This is a genomic window from Bacillus cereus group sp. MG9 (assembly GCF_040459995.1).
GTDB classification, from domain to species: Bacteria; Bacillota; Bacilli; order Bacillales; family Bacillaceae_G; genus Bacillus_A; species Bacillus_A mycoides.
Genome location: NZ_JARVHC010000001.1, coordinates 4,913,250 through 4,930,801 on the forward strand (window position 1 = coordinate 4,913,250; position 17,552 = coordinate 4,930,801).

Here is a 17,552-nt window from a genome sequence, read left to right on the forward strand (position 1 = left end):
AATGGTTTATGCAATCCTGTATGTAAAATTGTTGATTGATATATCAACTTTAAAACCACTATTCACTTCTATACCTTTACATATGTTATTTCTCATTTGTTTTTTGTTCATTGCGCTTAACAACTATAGAAATCGTAATACCACGTTTTTCTTAATATTTATTAGTGCAACTCTATTGGTAAGCGTTAGTTTAATGAAAAACATCCTTTTATAAACTCTACATAACAAAGGAGCAACGACTATGAAAACTCATGAATTCCTTACAGAAATCCAGAAAGGCTCTGAACCTAACCCCTATCAAGATCCTATCGCATTCAGTTTCGTTTGCTTTTTTTTAGCCATATACACATTTTTCAAACCTGCAAAATAATATCATTTAATAAGAAAGAGCCTCTAAACCATTAGAGACTCTTTTCCATCTAATATCTTCTTTTCAAAACTACGATAGTTAAAGCATACGAACAAAGTACTCCAGCTAATAAAAATGCATTTGCTAATTTATACTGTTCGCCTGTCAATGAATATAGATTCCCAATTAAAAAGATAACTAAATATAGAAATAAAAATACAAATAATGAAATTTCAGCTGCATTCCCGTAATATGCTCACCTCTTTCATCTTCCCCCTCATTCTTCTGAAAACGTGTTGAATATAAAACACCTATTAGTCCTGCTACTGAAATTATTATCCCTATTACAATACTCATTCCGTTTCCCCCTCTATCTTATATTGAAAAACTTCATGAAACTCCTTACCTAAAATATGTGCAATTTCAAATGCTAAAATTAAAGATGGATTGTAACGATTCGCTTCAATTGAGGCGATCGTTTGTCTACTTACCCCAGCTTTGTTCGCTAAATCAGTTTGTGACCAGCGCTTTTCTGCTCTAAGTACAACGAGATTATTTTGTGAATTCCCACTCTGTTTCATAACCTCTCCTTGTTTTACATTATTTTCTATATTTTAATTGTAATTTATTTTTAACATCTATAAAGTGAAACTTTACTCGGCCCACCTACCGTTCTTTTAAAATCATATGCACTAAAAAAACCTTAGAATTTCTTCTAAGGTTTCCGGGTGTCTCGCTTCCTATTCAATCCCTCATTACATGTAATCCTTGAATAAACGTTTCCAATAATACATGTAAACTTTTATCTAAATCTAGTGGCAAACCAAATCCACCTTGCTGTTCAATCGACGCAAATCCATGACAAATACTTCTGAATCCACGTGTCGCATGAAGTGCATTCTCTCCCTCTAAGCCGTATTGTTGTAAAACCTGAAGACAAAGCTTTACAATTCCGTCACCTGCTTTTCTTACTTCTTCCTCTCGTAAAAAAGTTGCTTCATATAATCCAGGATGTTTGCGTACGAATGCGACATACGCTTCTCCTAAAGCATGAATTGCTTCGTCCATACATTTACCCTCAGCAGCTTCTTCCAGTCTGTTATGCAGCTGTTTTATTCCGTACATACCGAGATTTTTCCGTACATCTTGTAAACCGTTCACATGATTGTATAGCGAGGGTGAACGTACCCCTAATCTTTTCGCTAATGAAGCTAACGTTACTTCTTGTATTCCATTTGTATCTGCAATTTCTGCCGCTGTTTCTACAATTTTCTGTAATGTAAGTCCGATTCTCGGTGACATAAATTATCCCTCTTTCCTACCTTCTATATTCCGCTTAGCTTCCTTAATAGCAAGTTTTATGACAGTGCCTGGATCCTTTATCATTTTCCCATGTCCTGCCGCAAGTAAGGAAGGCTCATATTCGCTTAGCTTCTCTGCACTTTGTAATGATATTTCTTTGCTCCACGTTGCCATTGCAGGAAACGGAAACCAAAATTTCATTTGCCCCGAAACAGCCATACCCCCTCTTGTTTGGAAGGCATCCCCGACAATAAGAGCTTTATTTCGTACATCAAGAAATGACATGGAGCCTGGCGTATGTCCCGGTGTCATAATCGCAAGAAGGGATCCAACTCGGTCGCCATCTTCCAATAAAACATCAGGTACCGTTTTTACTTTTTTAGGTACACCGCCTTTTATCGGTATATTCGGTTCATCCTTTTGTAACGTCGTATCTCCTTCTAACAGCTTTGCGTCCCGCTTAGAAATATAGACTGGAACATTAGGAAGTACTTCCTTTAACGCGTCTAATGCACCGATGTGATCATCATGCGCATGTGTTAATACAATCTTAGTAATTGGCTTCCCTATTTTCTCAGCCGCCTGTAAAATACCTTTTGCGCTATATGGCAAAGCCGCATCAATTAAAGTTAAACCATCTTCTTCCTCCACAAAGTAACAATTCACAGGAAACACTCTTGGCAAAAATGACAATTGATATACCGTTTTTTCATGCATCATTCTCATATTTCCATCTCCCTTTTCACGAAAACTAATATCATTAGTTTCATTATACTAATGGCATTAGTTTTGTGTCACTAAAAATTTCATTTTTACAAAAAAAAAAGAAAAGTAGCCGTTTATACGACTACTTTTCTTTACAGCTATTAAACTGTGTAACGCTCATCTTCTAAAATTTTCGCAGCAATTTCACGTTTCTTCGGAATTACATTAAGTGGTGTGTGGCGAGTTAATTTACGTAATGATGATAACATCATGCGCAGCATGTCGCCGTTTTCAACTGCGATAAGTGTTTCTTTCGCATCTGCTTCGATTTCGTTGAATGCTTCTTGGCAGAATACTTCAGTGTATAACACTTTTTGTTTATTCTTTTCAAGACCAGTTGTTTTAATTGCTTTCTCTGTACGAAGAACAGCTGACTCCATTGCGTATAGGTTGCTTACGATGTCAGCGATATTCACAAGAATTTCTTGCTCTTTATCTAATGCTTTACCGTATTTTTGAGCTGCTAATCCAGCTACCATTAAGCCGATTTTCTTCGCGTTCTTTACTAAATATTTTTGAAGTGCTAATGGCTCATCGCCTACTTCTTCTGGCATCATCATCATTAACTCTTCTTGTAATTTTTGTGCTTTTTGAAGAAGCGGTAATTCACCTTTCATCGCTTTACGTAAGAACGTACCTGGTACGATTAGGCGGTTAATTTCGTTCGTTCCTTCGAAAATACGGTTAATACGAGAATCGCGGTACATTCTTTCAATCTCGTATTCTGCCATAAATCCGTAACCACCGTGAATTTGAACACCTTCATCTACTGTATAATCTAGTACTTCAGAACCGAATACTTTATTTAAAGAGCACTCGATTGCATATTCAGCGATAGAAGCTGCTACTGCTTTACCGTCCTTTACTTCTTCTTCAGATAATGTGCTCATGCGGCTTTCGAATAAACCTACTGTACGGTATACAGAGCTTTCAGCTGCATATGTTTTCGCTGCCATATTCGCAAGCTTCTCTTGAATTAATGGGAAACGAGCGATTGGTTGTTTGAACTGTTGACGTTGATTTGCATATTGTGCTGAAATTTCTACTGCACGTTTCGCAGATCCAACTGTACCAACACCTAATTTATAACGGCCGATATTTAAAATGTTGAACGCGATAATATGACCTTTACCGATTTCACCAAGTAAGTTTTCTTTCGGTACTAATGCATCTTCTAAAATTAACGTACGAGTTGAAGAACATTTAATACCCATTTTCTTTTCTTCTGGGCTTGTAGATACACCAGCATATTCTTTCTCTACGATAAATGCTGAGAAGTGCTCTCCATCAATTTTTGCGTATACGATAAATACGTCAGCGAATGCAGAGTTTGTAATCCATTGCTTTTCACCATTTAATACGTAATGTGTACCTTCTGCATTTAAACGTGCCGTTGTTTTTGCACCTAATGCGTCAGATCCTGAACCTGGCTCTGTTAATGCGTATGCAGCTAATTTTTCACCAGTTGCAAGTAATGGTAAATACTTTTTCTTTTGCTCTTCGTTACCGAATAATACGATTGGTAAAGATCCGATACCAACGTGAGCACCGTGAGTGATTGCAAAACCACCAGCGCGCGAGAATTTCTCTGCGATTAACGCTGAGCTTACTTTATCAAGACCAATTCCGCCGTACTCTTCTGGTACGTCAGCGCCTAGTAAACCAAGTTCACCAGCTTCTTTTAAAAGACGAACAGAACGATCAAACTCGTGTTGCTCTAAATATTCAAGCTCTGGAAGAACTTCATTTACGATAAAGTCCTCTGTCGTTTTTGCAATCATTTTATGCTCAGATGAAAAATCTTCTGGCGTAAACACTTGATCAATTGTAATTTCCTCTACTAAAAAGCTACCGCCTTTAACCGCATTTCCTACTGTTTTTTCCATGAAAATTTCCTCCTTCATATTTTCATAAGCCGCTTCTCTCATTTTGAAAGAAGCTGGCTCTCAATTTTATTTTTTATAAACCTTTGTTGCTTCCATTCTTTGCTTTAGCGTCCTCTTGTTCTGAGCGAGCCGCTTCCACTTTTTTCATAATCCAGTTCCAGTGGCTAGAACAGTCGGTCGTTTCACCCCTTCCTGTGAGGCAAACAGCGCCTCTTCGTCAGGGCTTCCAACGCCCTCCTGTTCTGAGCAAGCCACTTCCACTTTTTATATAATCCAGTTCCAGCGGCTAGAATGTTCGATGGCTTCGCTTCTTCCTACGAGGCAAACAGCGCCTCTTCGTCTGAAGCTCCATCCCCCTCACATTCTGAGCGAGCCGCTTCCACTTTTTTATAGTAATTCAAACACTCCCGCTGCTCCCATTCCGCCGCCGATACACATTGTTACGATACCGAATTGTTGGTTGCGACGTTTCATTTCGTGAATAAGAGATAGTGTTAGTTTTGCTCCTGTACAGCCAAGTGGATGTCCAAGTGCGATTGCACCGCCGTTTACGTTTACTTTATCTTCATCTAGACCAAGTTCACGAATAACTTGGATAGATTGAGAAGCGAATGCTTCATTTAGTTCAAATAGACCGATATCAGATAGCTCTAAACCAGCTAATTTTAACGCTTTCGGAATTGCAGCAATTGGGCCGATTCCCATTACTTCTGGTGGTACTCCAGCTACTGCGAATGAACGGAATTTTGCAAGTGGCTTCATGCCATCGCTCACTGCTTTTTCACGATCCATTAATAGTACAGATGCTGCACCGTCACTCATTTGTGAAGAGTTACCAGCCGTTACAGAACCGCGAACGTTAAATGCTGGACGTAATTTACCTAAAATGTCTAGCGTCGTCTCTGCTCTTACACCTTCGTCTTGTGCGAAAATGATTGTTTCTTCTTGCAGTTTGTTGTTTGATCCAACCGAGCGTAACGTCACATCTACAGATACTGTTTCATCCGCAAAGTTCCCTGCAGCTAATGCTTTCGCAGCACGTTGATGACTTCTTACTGCAAATGCATCTTGTTCTTCACGAGAAATTCCATATTTCACAGCAACTTGCTCTGCTGTATGTCCCATACCCATATAATATTCTGGAGCAGCTTCTACAAGGCGACTGTTCGGACGAACAACGTGCCCCATCATTGGAACTAAACTCATTGATTCCGCTCCGCCTGATAATACAGCTTCAGAGTGACCAAGCATAATGCGCTCTGCTCCGTAAGCGATACTTTGTAAACCTGAAGAACAGTAACGGTTAATTGTAATAGCTGGAACATCGTAAGAAAGTCCTGCTAGCCCGCCGATATTACGAGCCATATTTAAACCTTGCTCTGCTTCTGGCATCGCACAACCGAAAATTAAATCATCAATTGGTCCTTCATAATTCGCACGCTTTAACGTTTCTTTTACTACTAACGCCCCTAGATCGTCAGGACGAACTGTTTTTAATGAACCCCTCTTTGCTTTTCCAATTGGTGTTCTTGCTCCCGCAACAATGACAGCTTCTCTCATGAACGATATCTCCCCTCGTTATTAGTTACGTAATGGTTTTCCTTTTACAAGCATGTGCTGCATTCTTGCTTGTGATTTCATCTCACTTACTAAGCTAATAAATGCTTCACGTTCTACATCTAATAAATACTGCTCATCAACTTCTGTTCCGTACGGCACTTTTCCGCCCGCAATGACATATGCCAGTTTCTTCGCAATGTGCAGATCATGTTCAGAAATGTAACCTGATAAATGCATTGCCTCTGCACCAAGTACAAGCGCTGCATATCCTGTCTCACCAACAACTGGTATCTTTTTGCGGATAGGTGCTTTATAACCTGCTTCATATAAAGAAAGTGCTTTTTGTTTCGCATCATATAGTAAGTGATCACCATTCACACTAATACCGTCTTTATCGCCTAAGAAGTTGTTCGATACAGCTTCTTGTGCTGATGTAGAAACTTTCGCCATCGCTACAGATTCGAATACTTTATTCGCAACTTTTTGTAAGTCAAATTCTACACCGTTTGCCATTTTGTTTAAGTGTTTAATGTATAACTCTTTGTTACCGCCTCCGCCAGGGATTAAGCCAACACCTACTTCTACTAAGCCCATATATGTTTCGCTAGAAGCTTGAATGCTCGCTGCTGGTAAACAAACTTCTGTACCGCCGCCAAGCGTCATACCATATGGCGCCGCTACAACTGGCTTAGAAGAGTACTTAATTTTCGTCATTGCATCTTGGAAGTTTTTCACAACCCACTCAATTTCAAAGTAGTTGTCGTCTTGTGCTTCCATTAAGATCATTGCAAGGTTTGCACCAACGCAGAAGTTCTTCGATTGGTTTCCGATAACAAGACCTTTATAATTTTTCTCTACTTCATCAACAGCGTAGTTAATCATTTGCGTAATATCCATACCGATTGCATTGCTCTTCGAATGGAATTCTAAGCAAAGGATACCATCGCCTAAATCGATTAAGCTCGCTCCGCTATTTTTCTTTAATACGCCATTTTTCGCTTTTAATTGTTTAAGAGAAATTGCCTTTTTATTACGTTCGATTAGCTTATATTCGCCATTATCGTAATAGTAGCTATCTCCGTTATCGTGTTTGTAGAAAGTAGTGAAACCTTTCTCTAACATTTCTTTCACCCAAGTCGGAACAACTGCGCCGTTTTCTTCCATCTTTTGAACGGACTTTTCAACGCCGATTGCATCCCAAACTTCAAATGGCCCTTGCTCCCAGCCGAAGCCCCACTTCATCGCTTGGTCAATTGCAACGATATCGTCAGCAATTTCTTTATGAAGTTTTGCAGAGTATAAAAGAGTTGGTGTAATGATGTTCCATAACAACTCTCCTGCGCGGTCTTTCGCGTATACAAGCGCTTTCAATTTATTCGATAAACCTTTTTCTTGTTTACTTAACTCGATAGATGCAGCTTTTAATTTCTTGCGAGCTTCGTATTCCATCGTTTCAGGATTTAGTTCTAAAATTTCTTTTCCTTGTTTTAAGAAGAAGCCTTGACCTGTTTTGCTTCCAAGCCATTTTTTATCAAGCATGTCATGCATGAAAGCAGGTACTTTAAATACATCACGCTCTTCTTCTTGTACATTTTCATATACGTTATTTGCAACGTGTACAAATGTATCTAAACCAACAACATCTAATGTACGGAACGTTGCGCTCTTCGGACGACCAATTAATGGACCTGTTACAGAGTCAACTTCTCCAATGCTATAGCCACGCTTAATCATTTCTTGAAGCGTTACAAGCAAGCCATACGTACCGATGCGGTTTCCAATAAAGTTTGGTGTGTCTTTTGCGATAACAACGCCTTTTCCAAGAACGTCTTCGCCAAATAGTTTCATGAAGCTTAATACTTGTGGATCAGTTTCTTTCGTCGGTATTACCTCTAGAAGTTTTAAATATCGTGGTGGGTTAAAAAAGTGTGTTCCTAAGAAGTGTTTCTGGAAGTCGTCTGAACGACCCTCTGCCATTTTTTCAACGGAAATGCCTGATGTATTTGAGCTCACAATTGAGCCTGGTTTACGAACAGCATCTACTTTTTCAAATAGTTTCTTCTTTATATCTAAGTTTTCAACTACTACTTCAATAATCCAATCTACATCAGCTAGAAGCTCAAGATCATCTTCTAAGTTACCTGCTTCAATCAGTGCTAAATTTCCTTTCACTGTCAGAGGAGCTGGTTTTTGCTTTAATAGTTTTTGCACAGCCGTATTACTAAAACGATTTCTCACACTTTTATGTTCTAATGTAAGTCCCTTCGCCTCTTCTTCTTTCGTAAGCGCAGGTGGTACAATATCAAGCAATAATGTCGGAATACCAATATTAGCTAAGTGTGCCGCAATCCCTGAACCCATTACGCCTGAACCTAGAACAGCAGCCTTTTTAATTTGGAACATCCATTTCTCCCCCTATTCTTGAATGAATGCTCATTCAATTTTTCGACATAAGTCGCAATCAATGAGTGAGCCTCTACTAATAAATATATGATACAGTTTGAATTTTCGCAATATATTTATTGATAAAATTTTCTGAAATAAATATATTTCTTTCATTTGGCTATGCTATACATGTGTATTTTCTTCATCAAAATGCACTTTTCCTTTTTATAATCTGACGAAACTGGAGGAATATATATGGCAAAACTTAAGAAGAACCCTTCAAAAGCTGGAATTAGCGCAGCAAGCGTAACTGGAAATGCAGGCCCGCATAATCAAGGTGTTGAAAAAGGGCGTCAAAGTAATAACCAACAATATAAGAAGCATAATATGGGCGAAAAATAACGCTATATTTTTGGGCAGAGAACGTGGCATAATGATTAATGGCTGCTTTTTCTGCCCAATTTATTTGTACATATGGAAAACAAAAGAGGGAACGACGATGAAACGAACAATAATTATGATTGTAATGATTGCCACACTATTTACAGGGATGATTTTCTTCTCTTATGCACAAAGGCAACAAGTTGTAAGAGCAGATCAGCCTAACATTACTGGGCAATACGGGATTACAATCGATGCAGACACAGGTGAAATTTTGTATGGAAAACGGGAAGATGAACGCTCTTATCCGGCTAGTATAGGGAAAATGATGACTACCTTACTCTTACTAGAAAATGTGAAAGAAGATGAAGAAATTACGGTTACAGAGAATGCGATTAAAACGGAAAGTCAAAGTAAGAAGATTAAGCTTCGCGCGGGTGAAAAATTAAAACGTGATGAGGCATTAAAACTTATGCTTATTATTAGTGCAGACCCAATCGCTGAGTCAATTGCAGAACATATCGCAGGATCAAAAAATGAGTTTATGAAAATGATGAACGCTAGGGCGAAGGAACTTGGGACAAAACATGCGACTTTCAAAAACGCAAGCGGTGCTGATGCACTTGGAAATAAAGTATCACCATATGACATTGCTATTATTACGAAAGAAGCCTTGAAGTATCCGATCGTTTTAGAATATATGAATTCAATACATACAACACTACATACTTCAGAGCGTTCTCCGAAAATCGCAAACTATGGACGGGAAGAACTATATGATGATCCATATGCGATTGGAAGTAAAAGCGGTTTATCAGCACTCGGAAAATACACAGTCGTAACAGTTGATGAAAAAGACGGTAAACGCGTCATTAACGTCGTGTTATCTTCTACTCGTACGCAGCTATATCCTGATACGAAGAAAATGGCGCACTACGCATTTCAGCAATTAAAATAACCAAGGAGTATTTTCTCCTTGGTTATTTTTTGATCATACCTTTTAATACGAACGCAACGTTTGCTGGACGTTCTGCTAGACGGCGCATGAAATAGCCATACCAGTCGTTTCCATAAGGCACGTAAACGCGCATTTTGTAACCTTCTTTTACTAGCTCAAGTTGACGCTCTGTACGAATACCAAATAACATTTGGAATTCAAATTGATCCCTTGGAATGTTGTGTTCTTCCGCAAGTTTTTTCGTATATTCAATAATCGCTTCGTCATGCGAAGCAATTGCAGTGTAATTTCCATTTAATAAGTGCATTTTAATAATTTTTTTATAATTGTCATCTACATCTTTCTTTTCCGGGAACGCTACTTCTTCAGGTTCTTTATAGGCCCCTTTTACAAGACGTAAATTAGGATTATAAGCGTTTAAATCTTCAATATCTTTTTCTGTACGATATAAGTAAGCTTGAATAACTGTACCAATATTATCGTATTCAGATTTTAATTGTTTAAAGATATCAATTGTTTTTCCGCAGCGCGTATAGTCTTCCATATCAATTGTAATAAACACACCATTTTCTTTTGCAGCTTCTAAAATACGGCGCATATTGTTCATTACGATTTCGTCAGAAATATCTAATCCCATAGAAGTCATTTTTAAAGAAAGCTGTGAATTAAGACCTTCTCTTCCAATTGCACGAATCGCTTCAATCGATTCGCTAGCCATTTCATTTGCTTCCGCTTCGTTATCAACGAATTCACCTAAATAATCGATTGTTACACAAAGACCTTGCTTATTTAATGCTTTAATTGCAGCTGTCGCTAATTCAATCGTTTCCCCTGCGACGAAGCGACCTGCACCAAAGCGTAAACCGTACTTTTTAGCCAGTTTTGTTAGCGCTTTATTTTTAGATAAGAAAAGAAACGAATTTCGCATTAATTGTTCCATGTAATTCACCCCTACGACTATAATTTATCTGTTTTTTACCCCTCTCCGAAATTATATCACTGTTTAAAATTATTTGATACAAATAATTATTTAGATAATTTATAAAATACTATCAAAACATTTAAAACTCTATATTCTCGTTTGTAAATATAAAGAAACTATTTTTCGACATTCAGAAAAAACGGGTTTACTAGGGAAAAAATGAGCATGCCGAAAATATTCGACATGCTCACAAAACCATTTATATTTCCTGTAAATTATATAAGGATATTAATAACAAAAACTTGAGGTAACATTATCTCAAGCCTTCTTACTTCTCATTTCGCTTCTCATCATTCAGCTTTTTAATATTCGTAATTAACTGTACCATCTCTTCTTTTGCATCTGGATACGTCTCATTCCAATGTTTCACTAAAGCTGGCATCGTCTTAGCCATATAAGAATAAAGTGCCCATTTCTGTACCTGCTCTTTTCGCTCTTCGTTGCTCTCTCCAAGTAATAGTTCCGTGTATTTCTCTAGCAAGCCATCAAACTGCTCATTAAACTTTTCACTCATCTTATTTTCCTCCTATATGAAAAAAGCAGCGAAGATCGCTGCTTTTTCTTATAATTTTGATCGAACAGAGTTTAATTTCTTCTCCATCGTACTTACTTTATCACGGCGATCATCGATACGAATTGTTGTCGCAACGCGCTGTGCACCTTTCGTGTATGGAACTTCATGCATTTGTTGAATGACTTCTAAAATGACAGGAAGATCTCCTTCAATTACTGTATTCATCGGTGTTAATTGATACTTCACGCGATCAGCATTTTTCTCTAGTACCTTTTGTACTTCTGCTACATATTCACTAACACTTGGATTACCTGTTCCTACTGGAATAATCGATACATCAACAATTGCCATAATAATCTTCCTCCTATTACTGCTTCTTATATATCCATTGTCTATTTTACCGAAATTCTCATCATTTTACTAATACGTTACTCTTCTACTTTAAACTGCTCAACCAATCTTTCTAAGTCCTGCATATTCTCTGTCAAACTTTCCATCGTATGAGCTACTTTTTCTAAATGATTCACTTGTGACTCAGTTGCTGCATTTACCTCTTCAGAAACAGCCGCACTCTCTTGACTCGTGCTACCAATTGTTTGCATAACTTCTGTAATTTCTTCTTGCTCGTGACCTATGTTATTTACCTCTTCTACAATTTTTTCAACTGAGGTACTAATAGTATTTACAACTGACATAATTGTGCGGAATTCTGTCTCCGCCTCTGTCGTAACTTTATTTTGTATATCCGCAATGTCTTTCAATTTACTTACAACTTCTACAACTCGTTTTACTTCTAACTGCACATCGCTAATCATTATTGTAATCTCACCCGTTGCCTCTTTTGATTGTTCAGCTAATTTCCGAACCTCTTCAGCAACAACAGCAAAGCCCTTACCTTGCTCACCTGCACGTGCTGCTTCAATTGAAGCGTTTAAAGCCAGTAAATTCGTTTGATCCGAAAGACCTTTTATAAGTTCTACCACATTTTGAATCGATCCAACCCTTTGCTCTAACTTACCGGACGCTTCTTCCGTATGAACAACGATAGAAGATGATTGTTCTCTTGTACGAACTAAATTACGCATCGTATTGAGTCCCTGCTTAGATGCCTCTTCAGCTTTGCCAGCCACTCCTTTTATTTCACCAACGGAGTTATTCATTTGTTCCACTGACTGCGCCATATTCTCGAGCTGTTCTGAAACTTCATCTACACTATTAGCAAGAGTAGACGCGCCTCCGCTCACATCATCCATTGCACCTGAAACTTCTCTACTAGCTGCTACAGTTTCATTCGTTAAATAATGCAGATTGTGAGTCGATTTCTGTACTGTCGATACACTATTTTTAATTTTACTTACCATTTCATTCATTTGCTCAACCATATCATTAAAGTGAGTCGTAAGCATACCAACCTCATCTTTACTTGTCACCTTCATTTGTAGTGTTAAATCACCTTCCGCTACTTTTTGAACGTGATTTGTTAATAGTTGTAATGGTCTTGCTAATCTTCTTGAGAATAAATATGATGCTACTATTCCAACCAATAAACTAATACACGCCATTATAATAACTGTATTTCTCGTACTACTTAACAATCCATCAATCGTTTGTTTCGGATAAAAGATTCCTATCTTCCATTTCATCGCATCAAATGACTGACTATAAACAACTACATCTTCACCTTTTAATGTAGTGACAGCATATTTTGTTACCTCTTTATTTAAACTCTTCATAAGTGGCTCTTTAGAAACATCTTTCCCTACTTTTTCTGGATAAACAAGAGCCATATTTTTATCATTTATAATAAACATTTCTCCGTCATTATTGTATTGAATATTGTGAAGCAATTTCTGAATTGTTCCGAGCGATACATCCATCGCAACAACGCCTAATACAGATCCATCTTGAGCTGTAATTGCTTTAGAAACCCCTACACTTAACTTTCCTGTCGCAATTTCATAAGAAGGTTGTCCCCAATGAACCCTTTTCACATCAGCCTCTGAATCTTTATACCACGTTCTTGTCGTTGGATCATATCCTTCTGGCACTTGCCCACCTTCAGCAAGATTGGCACTTAATGTTTTTTTATCTTTCGTACCAATATATAAATCTAAAATACCGGGATGATTCTTTTTATACTCTGCAAACTCTTTCGTTAAAAACGCTTCCTCTTCTGGAGTAACCCCATCTTGAATCATATTACGAATCATCTCACTGTTCGCGTAATACCCCATATCTTCATCAGTTCTTTGAACAAATGTCGTAAGTTGCTCTGTCACAAGGTCCATCGTATTTTGAGAATACTGGTCTAAGGAACGCACTTCCTTTTCTTTCTGTAATTGATACATAGCTGTACCTAATATTACGAACATCATAGAAATAAGTACCGAAAATACTACTGCAATTTTTAAACGTAAACTTCTCAACATATTCCCTCAAGCATCCCCTTCTCGGTAAAATTTAATCGTATTAATCACTATATTAAGTATAATAGATAAATTAGAAAGCTCAATCCATATAGTTTAAAAAATTGAAATTTATTCTCATTTCAATCAACTTACTTGTTATCTCAACACTTGTGTAAAAACAAATAGTTCATTATCCTTAACATATAATCTCATTCGTTCGGAGGGAACTATGCTACAAAAATTCGGTTTCTCACAATATGAAAGCCAAGCTTATGAAGTTGTCGTATCAAGCAATGACCCATTAGATGCAACAACTATCGTTAAACATTCAGGTGTTCCAAAAGCAAAAATATACGAAGTGTTAGCACGACTCATTGATAAAGGGATGGTAATGGATTCTGTTTCTGAGAAGAAAAAATTGTATACAGCATTACCACTCAAGCTAGCAATTGAAAAGTTAACGACAGAATTCCAATCTAATATTAAAGAACTTGAAAATAATATTTCTAAAAAATCATTTACAGATGACCGCGTTTGGAGTTTAAAAATGCAGTCTTCTATTAAAGTACAAAGTAGGCAACTTATAGAAGATGCGAAAGAATCCATACGCATCTCCGCATGGAACGATACCCTTTTAGAATATCTTCCTTTACTAGAACAAAAAGAAAAACAAGGCGTCCAAGTCGAGTCCCTCATAGTTGGAAAAGTGGAAACTGACTTAGAAAACATGCATTTTTTAATCCCAGCTCAAGAACCTAACGCATTAGAGCGTTATTTACTACTCATCGTTGACGATAGTGAAATTTTATTTGCTGGTGTAGAGCAAGAATCATGGCAAGCGATGAAAACAATGTCACAACCTTTCGTGAAGTTCTTTACGGAGTTCTTCTATCATGACGTTGCACTTGCGAAGATTACAGAGAAGCACCATGATCTCTTTATGCAGGATGAGGAAATTAAGGAATTGTTGATGAAGTTGAGGTATTAACAAATCCCAAAATCGATTCTACCATTTGAATAGATAATATAATTTTTATACAAAAAAAGCTGTACCAAACGGAGTTTTACATACTCATTTGGTACAGCTCTTTTTTACGCTTTCGCTAATTCAATTTTATGTAGTTGGTTTTTCGGATGGTTTTGATTTGTAAATACAGAACGTTCATTTCACGACTTCTTTTGCTCCTTTATCTCCATCAAAAGCTCAATAATCTTCTCATTTTGCTCTACTTGTTTCTCAGAATTTTGATAGATGAAACGAATCCATCTAAATACAAAAATAATAAGAAATAATGGGACTAAAGAAATTAGAAAACCAATAATTGAAAAATTAGACTCCATATACTATCACCTCGCTATATACTCCCTTCTCCATTTCTCTACTAACCCCTGCAATTTTTTACACAAAAAAGAACCTATCAAATGATAGATTCTTCTTTCGTAAGCTGATTCGAGCGTCCTCTCGTAATAGAGAAAATCGCACAAAACAGTGCCAATATAATGAAAACGCCGCCTACCCAAGCGTTATATATAACAGATGATTTCTCAATAACAACTCCGCCCACTGTTGAGCCAAGTGCAATTCCTAAATGAAGTGCAGAGTTATTTAAACCTTGCTGAATACCAGCTGATTCTGGCGCAATTTCAATTAAATAGTTTTGCTGTGCTGGCGAAATTGCCCAGCTCAGCATACTCCAAAGCCCCATCATAATAATGAAAAGCGGGAATGAGAATGTCATCATCGGCAACATAAAGATTGCACATGCAAATACGATAATGATGGAAATAATACTTTTCTTCGATCCCCATTTATCAGCAAGCCAGCCGCCAAGGCCACCTCCAAGTACCGCTGCAATTCCGAAAATGAAGTAAAACACACTAATCCAATTTGCTTCAACATGCATCACATCTTTTAAAAACGGTGTTAAATATGCGTATAGCGTTAAATGACCTGTTAAAAATAAAAATGATGTTAACTGTGCGCTTACAATTTTTTTATCCTTTAACGTAGCAATTTGTTCTCTTATTGATAATACCGATGTCGCTGGTACTTTCGTTAAGAATAATGAAATACAAGCAATCGCCATAACCGTTAATATTGAAATTAATACAAATGGTGCACGCCATCCATATGCATTTCCGAGCACAAGACCGAGCGGTACTCCAAGTACGAGTGATCCACTAATACCCATGAAAATGATTCCAATTGCACGCGCACGGAAATGCGGCTCTACTACACTAGAAGCAAGTGTTACCGATAGTGCAATAATAAGCGATCCACTCGCTGCACAAATTACTCTCGAGAACATTAACATCTCGTAATTCACACTAAATGCCGAAATGATATTTCCAATTAAGAAAATTGATAATGCCACAACATACAATTTCTTTCTTTCAAACTTGCCTGTTAATGCTAATAAAACTGGCCCTGATAGAGCGAATACTACTGAAAATATTGTAATAAGCTGACCAGCTGCACTAATCGACACACCTAAATCATTGGCAACTAAATCAAGCGTTCCTCCTATAATTAGCTCAACCGTTCCGACTACGAAAGCCGCAATAGCTAAAATATATACACGAAAATTCAAGTCTTCCCCCACACTTTCTCTTTTGGTTACTACCATTATAGTAACCAAAAGAGAAGGTGGACGCAAGTACAATTTTTTTACAGCGAAAAAAGCAGGCGTATTATACGCCTGCCCTTCAATCATTAAACTCCAGTTTCTTTCTTCTTATTTAAGTACCAATACACCGGAAGTCCAGTAAATACCATTCCAATTGATAAGAAACAACTTACCGGATCGTTAATAATCGCACTTCCAAGTACAAACAATGACCCTAAAATCGCAACGATTGGTACAATCGGGAATAACGGTACACTATATGCACGCTCTTTATCCTTGTTACGTCTTCGTAAAATGAAGACACCAATAAACGTCATTACGTAGAAAATATAAATAATGAATACGGAAATCTCAGATAGCTTATTCGGATCACTAATAAGCATTAAAATAATTCCTAAAATGATTTCAACAGTAATCGCATTTGCTGGTGTTTTAAATCTCGAATTTTCTTTTGCAATAAACTTAGAAAACGGAAGGTGTCCACGCTCTGCCATCGACATCGGAATACGTGGGAACGTTAAAATCTTTCCATTTAAACAACCGAAAATAGAAATGATAATACCGATACTAATAATTTTCCCGCCATATTCTCCAAGTAACATACCCGCAGCTGTCGCTGTTGCATTTTCTCCAAGGTCTACAATTTTCGCTGCTGGTAATACATTTAATAACGCTAAGTTAATTAACACGTAAGCAGCTGTTACAATTAAAATCCCAACTGTCATTGCCTTCGGTAATAACTTTGTTGGATTCTTCATTTCTCCGCCAATAGAAGCAAGCAAAATCCAGCCATCATAGGCAAATAAAGTTGCTAAAATTGCCATCCCGATACTTTGATTTTCTGATATCGGTACAACTACGTTGAAGATATCACTATTCCCTTTCCAAAACCCTAGCACAACAATTAATATAATTGGAATCATCTTCCCAACTGTCGTAACCGTTTGGACGATGCCCCCATATTTTGTTCCCAAACTATTTATAACGCCTAGGAACACAACTGTTCCAATTGCGATTGGTAAATTCCAGACTTTATCTAAATAGAAAAAATTGATCATTAAAGAACTAAAATACAAACCTAACGTTCCAATAATAGCTGGTCCATAAACAATTGTTTGCATCCAGCCAGATAAATACCCCCAAAAACTTCCGTAAATCTCCTCTAAATACGTATACAACCCACCATTTTTCGGAATTTGCGCTCCAATTTCGGCTACTGTTAAACCACTTGCTAACGTCAACAGACCACCAATTACCCAAGCAAGAATAGCCATATTAGAACTCCCTGAGTAATCTAATACGCTCCCTGGTTTCATAAACACACCAGACCCAATAATAGTTCCTACTACGATAGAAAGTGCTACTGTTAAACCAATTTTGTTTTTCTCATCATGATGCATGCTGCGTATCCTCCTTCCAATTCTAGTGTGATGCA

16 protein-coding genes and 1 pseudogene are annotated in these 17,552 nt (G+C 37.5%); 3 read left to right on the forward strand and 14 right to left on the reverse strand.

Features of this window, described 5'->3' with window-relative positions:
- Positions 1-419 precede the first annotated feature (419 nt).
- From QCI77_RS25425 to QCI77_RS25455, 7 genes and pseudogenes are all read right to left on the reverse strand, one after another.
- Positions 420-706 (reverse strand): annotated as a pseudogene (locus tag QCI77_RS25425) (DUF2178 domain-containing protein).
- On the reverse strand, positions 703-930 hold the full coding sequence (locus tag QCI77_RS25430) for a helix-turn-helix transcriptional regulator (RefSeq protein ID WP_353825616.1): 228 nt from the start codon (positions 928-930) through the stop codon (positions 703-705). The pseudogene QCI77_RS25425 and the gene QCI77_RS25430 overlap by 4 nt, the downstream one beginning before the upstream one ends.
- Before the next feature lie 163 nt (positions 931-1,093).
- On the reverse strand, positions 1,094-1,651 hold the full coding sequence (locus tag QCI77_RS25435) for a TetR/AcrR family transcriptional regulator (RefSeq protein ID WP_044439222.1): 558 nt from the start codon (positions 1,649-1,651) through the stop codon (positions 1,094-1,096).
- A gap of 3 nt (positions 1,652-1,654) precedes the next feature.
- Positions 1,655-2,377 carry an MBL fold metallo-hydrolase gene (locus tag QCI77_RS25440; protein ID WP_113769704.1) on the reverse strand — a complete coding sequence of 241 codons (723 nt, stop codon included), beginning with the start codon at positions 2,375-2,377 and terminating at the stop codon, positions 1,655-1,657.
- 140 nt (positions 2,378-2,517) lie between these two features.
- Positions 2,518-4,302, reverse strand: coding sequence for an acyl-CoA dehydrogenase family protein (locus QCI77_RS25445; protein WP_193646951.1), 1,785 nt, complete (start codon positions 4,300-4,302; stop codon positions 2,518-2,520).
- Positions 4,303-4,689: 387 nt separating this feature from the next.
- Positions 4,690-5,862 (reverse strand): acetyl-CoA C-acetyltransferase, encoded by a 1,173-nt coding sequence (locus tag QCI77_RS25450; protein ID WP_353825617.1) that lies wholly within the window; start codon positions 5,860-5,862, stop codon positions 4,690-4,692.
- Positions 5,863-5,883: 21 nt separating this feature from the next.
- A complete protein-coding gene (locus QCI77_RS25455; protein WP_353825618.1) occupies positions 5,884-8,265 on the reverse strand; it encodes a 3-hydroxyacyl-CoA dehydrogenase/enoyl-CoA hydratase family protein in 2,382 nt (793 codons plus the stop codon).
- 237 nt (positions 8,266-8,502) lie between these two features.
- On the opposite strand from QCI77_RS25455, the gene QCI77_RS25460 reads away from it, so the two are divergent.
- Both QCI77_RS25460 and QCI77_RS25465 read left to right on the forward strand, forming a co-directional pair.
- Entirely contained in the window at positions 8,503-8,649 is a 147-nt protein-coding gene (locus tag QCI77_RS25460) for a YuzL family protein (RefSeq protein WP_080448040.1), read from the forward strand.
- A 97-nt stretch (positions 8,650-8,746) separates the two neighbouring features.
- Positions 8,747-9,586, forward strand: coding sequence for a D-alanyl-D-alanine carboxypeptidase family protein (locus QCI77_RS25465; RefSeq protein WP_353825620.1), 840 nt, complete (start codon positions 8,747-8,749; stop codon positions 9,584-9,586).
- Positions 9,587-9,608: 22 nt separating this feature from the next.
- Here QCI77_RS25465 and QCI77_RS25470 read toward each other — a convergent pair whose 3' ends face one another.
- From QCI77_RS25470 to QCI77_RS25485, 4 genes are all read right to left on the reverse strand, one after another.
- Complete coding sequence (locus tag QCI77_RS25470; RefSeq protein WP_002015957.1) at positions 9,609-10,526, reverse strand: proline dehydrogenase family protein; 918 nt, start codon at positions 10,524-10,526, stop codon at positions 9,609-9,611.
- Between the two features lie 310 nt (positions 10,527-10,836).
- Positions 10,837-11,082, reverse strand: coding sequence for a YusU family protein (locus QCI77_RS25475; RefSeq protein ID WP_001290599.1), 246 nt, complete (start codon positions 11,080-11,082; stop codon positions 10,837-10,839).
- A 48-nt stretch (positions 11,083-11,130) separates the two neighbouring features.
- Positions 11,131-11,433 carry an MTH1187 family thiamine-binding protein gene (locus tag QCI77_RS25480; protein ID WP_001018862.1) on the reverse strand — a complete coding sequence of 101 codons (303 nt, stop codon included), beginning with the start codon at positions 11,431-11,433 and terminating at the stop codon, positions 11,131-11,133.
- A gap of 77 nt (positions 11,434-11,510) precedes the next feature.
- Positions 11,511-13,511, reverse strand: a complete 2,001-nt coding sequence (locus QCI77_RS25485; RefSeq protein ID WP_340779226.1) for a methyl-accepting chemotaxis protein — start codon at positions 13,509-13,511, stop codon at positions 11,511-11,513.
- Positions 13,512-13,719: 208 nt separating this feature from the next.
- Between QCI77_RS25485 and QCI77_RS25490 the strand changes: the two genes are divergently transcribed.
- On the forward strand, positions 13,720-14,478 hold the full coding sequence (locus QCI77_RS25490; RefSeq protein ID WP_002034606.1) for a TrmB family transcriptional regulator: 759 nt from the start codon (positions 13,720-13,722) through the stop codon (positions 14,476-14,478).
- 179 nt (positions 14,479-14,657) lie between these two features.
- On the opposite strand, the gene QCI77_RS25495 is transcribed toward QCI77_RS25490, so the two are convergent.
- The 3 genes from QCI77_RS25495 to QCI77_RS25505 form a co-directional block, all read right to left on the reverse strand.
- Entirely contained in the window at positions 14,658-14,831 is a 174-nt protein-coding gene (locus QCI77_RS25495) for a hypothetical protein (protein WP_002034605.1), read from the reverse strand.
- A 77-nt stretch (positions 14,832-14,908) separates the two neighbouring features.
- On the reverse strand, positions 14,909-16,204 hold the full coding sequence (locus QCI77_RS25500) for an MFS transporter (RefSeq protein ID WP_353825621.1): 1,296 nt from the start codon (positions 16,202-16,204) through the stop codon (positions 14,909-14,911).
- A complete protein-coding gene (locus tag QCI77_RS25505) occupies positions 16,204-17,517 on the reverse strand; it encodes an APC family permease (protein ID WP_002143658.1) in 1,314 nt (437 codons plus the stop codon). Before QCI77_RS25505 ends, QCI77_RS25500 begins: the two co-directional genes overlap by 1 nt.
- Positions 17,518-17,552 lie beyond the last annotated feature (35 nt).

Coding starts and splice junctions, on each gene's coding strand:
- QCI77_RS25430 (WP_353825616.1), bottom strand. CDS start 930: ATGAAACAGAGTGGGAATTCACAAAATAATCTCGTTGTACTTAGAGCA.
- QCI77_RS25505 (WP_002143658.1), bottom strand. CDS start 17,517: ATGCATCATGATGAGAAAAACAAAATTGGTTTAACAGTAGCACTTTCT.
- QCI77_RS25495 (WP_002034605.1), bottom strand. CDS start 14,831: ATGGAGTCTAATTTTTCAATTATTGGTTTTCTAATTTCTTTAGTCCCA.
- QCI77_RS25470 (WP_002015957.1), bottom strand. CDS start 10,526: ATGGAACAATTAATGCGAAATTCGTTTCTTTTCTTATCTAAAAATAAA.
- QCI77_RS25440 (WP_113769704.1), bottom strand. CDS start 2,377: ATGAGAATGATGCATGAAAAAACGGTATATCAATTGTCATTTTTGCCA.
- QCI77_RS25450 (WP_353825617.1), bottom strand. CDS start 5,862: ATGAGAGAAGCTGTCATTGTTGCGGGAGCAAGAACACCAATTGGAAAA.
- QCI77_RS25485 (WP_340779226.1), bottom strand. CDS start 13,511: ATGTTGAGAAGTTTACGTTTAAAAATTGCAGTAGTATTTTCGGTACTT.
- QCI77_RS25480 (WP_001018862.1), bottom strand. CDS start 11,433: ATGGCAATTGTTGATGTATCGATTATTCCAGTAGGAACAGGTAATCCA.
- QCI77_RS25460 (WP_080448040.1), top strand. CDS start 8,503: ATGGCAAAACTTAAGAAGAACCCTTCAAAAGCTGGAATTAGCGCAGCA.
- QCI77_RS25445 (WP_193646951.1), bottom strand. CDS start 4,302: ATGGAAAAAACAGTAGGAAATGCGGTTAAAGGCGGTAGCTTTTTAGTA.
- QCI77_RS25475 (WP_001290599.1), bottom strand. CDS start 11,082: ATGAGTGAAAAGTTTAATGAGCAGTTTGATGGCTTGCTAGAGAAATAC.
- QCI77_RS25435 (WP_044439222.1), bottom strand. CDS start 1,651: ATGTCACCGAGAATCGGACTTACATTACAGAAAATTGTAGAAACAGCG.
- QCI77_RS25490 (WP_002034606.1), top strand. CDS start 13,720: ATGCTACAAAAATTCGGTTTCTCACAATATGAAAGCCAAGCTTATGAA.
- QCI77_RS25500 (WP_353825621.1), bottom strand. CDS start 16,204: ATGATTGAAGGGCAGGCGTATAATACGCCTGCTTTTTTCGCTGTAAAA.
- QCI77_RS25465 (WP_353825620.1), top strand. CDS start 8,747: ATGAAACGAACAATAATTATGATTGTAATGATTGCCACACTATTTACA.
- QCI77_RS25455 (WP_353825618.1), bottom strand. CDS start 8,265: ATGTTCCAAATTAAAAAGGCTGCTGTTCTAGGTTCAGGCGTAATGGGT.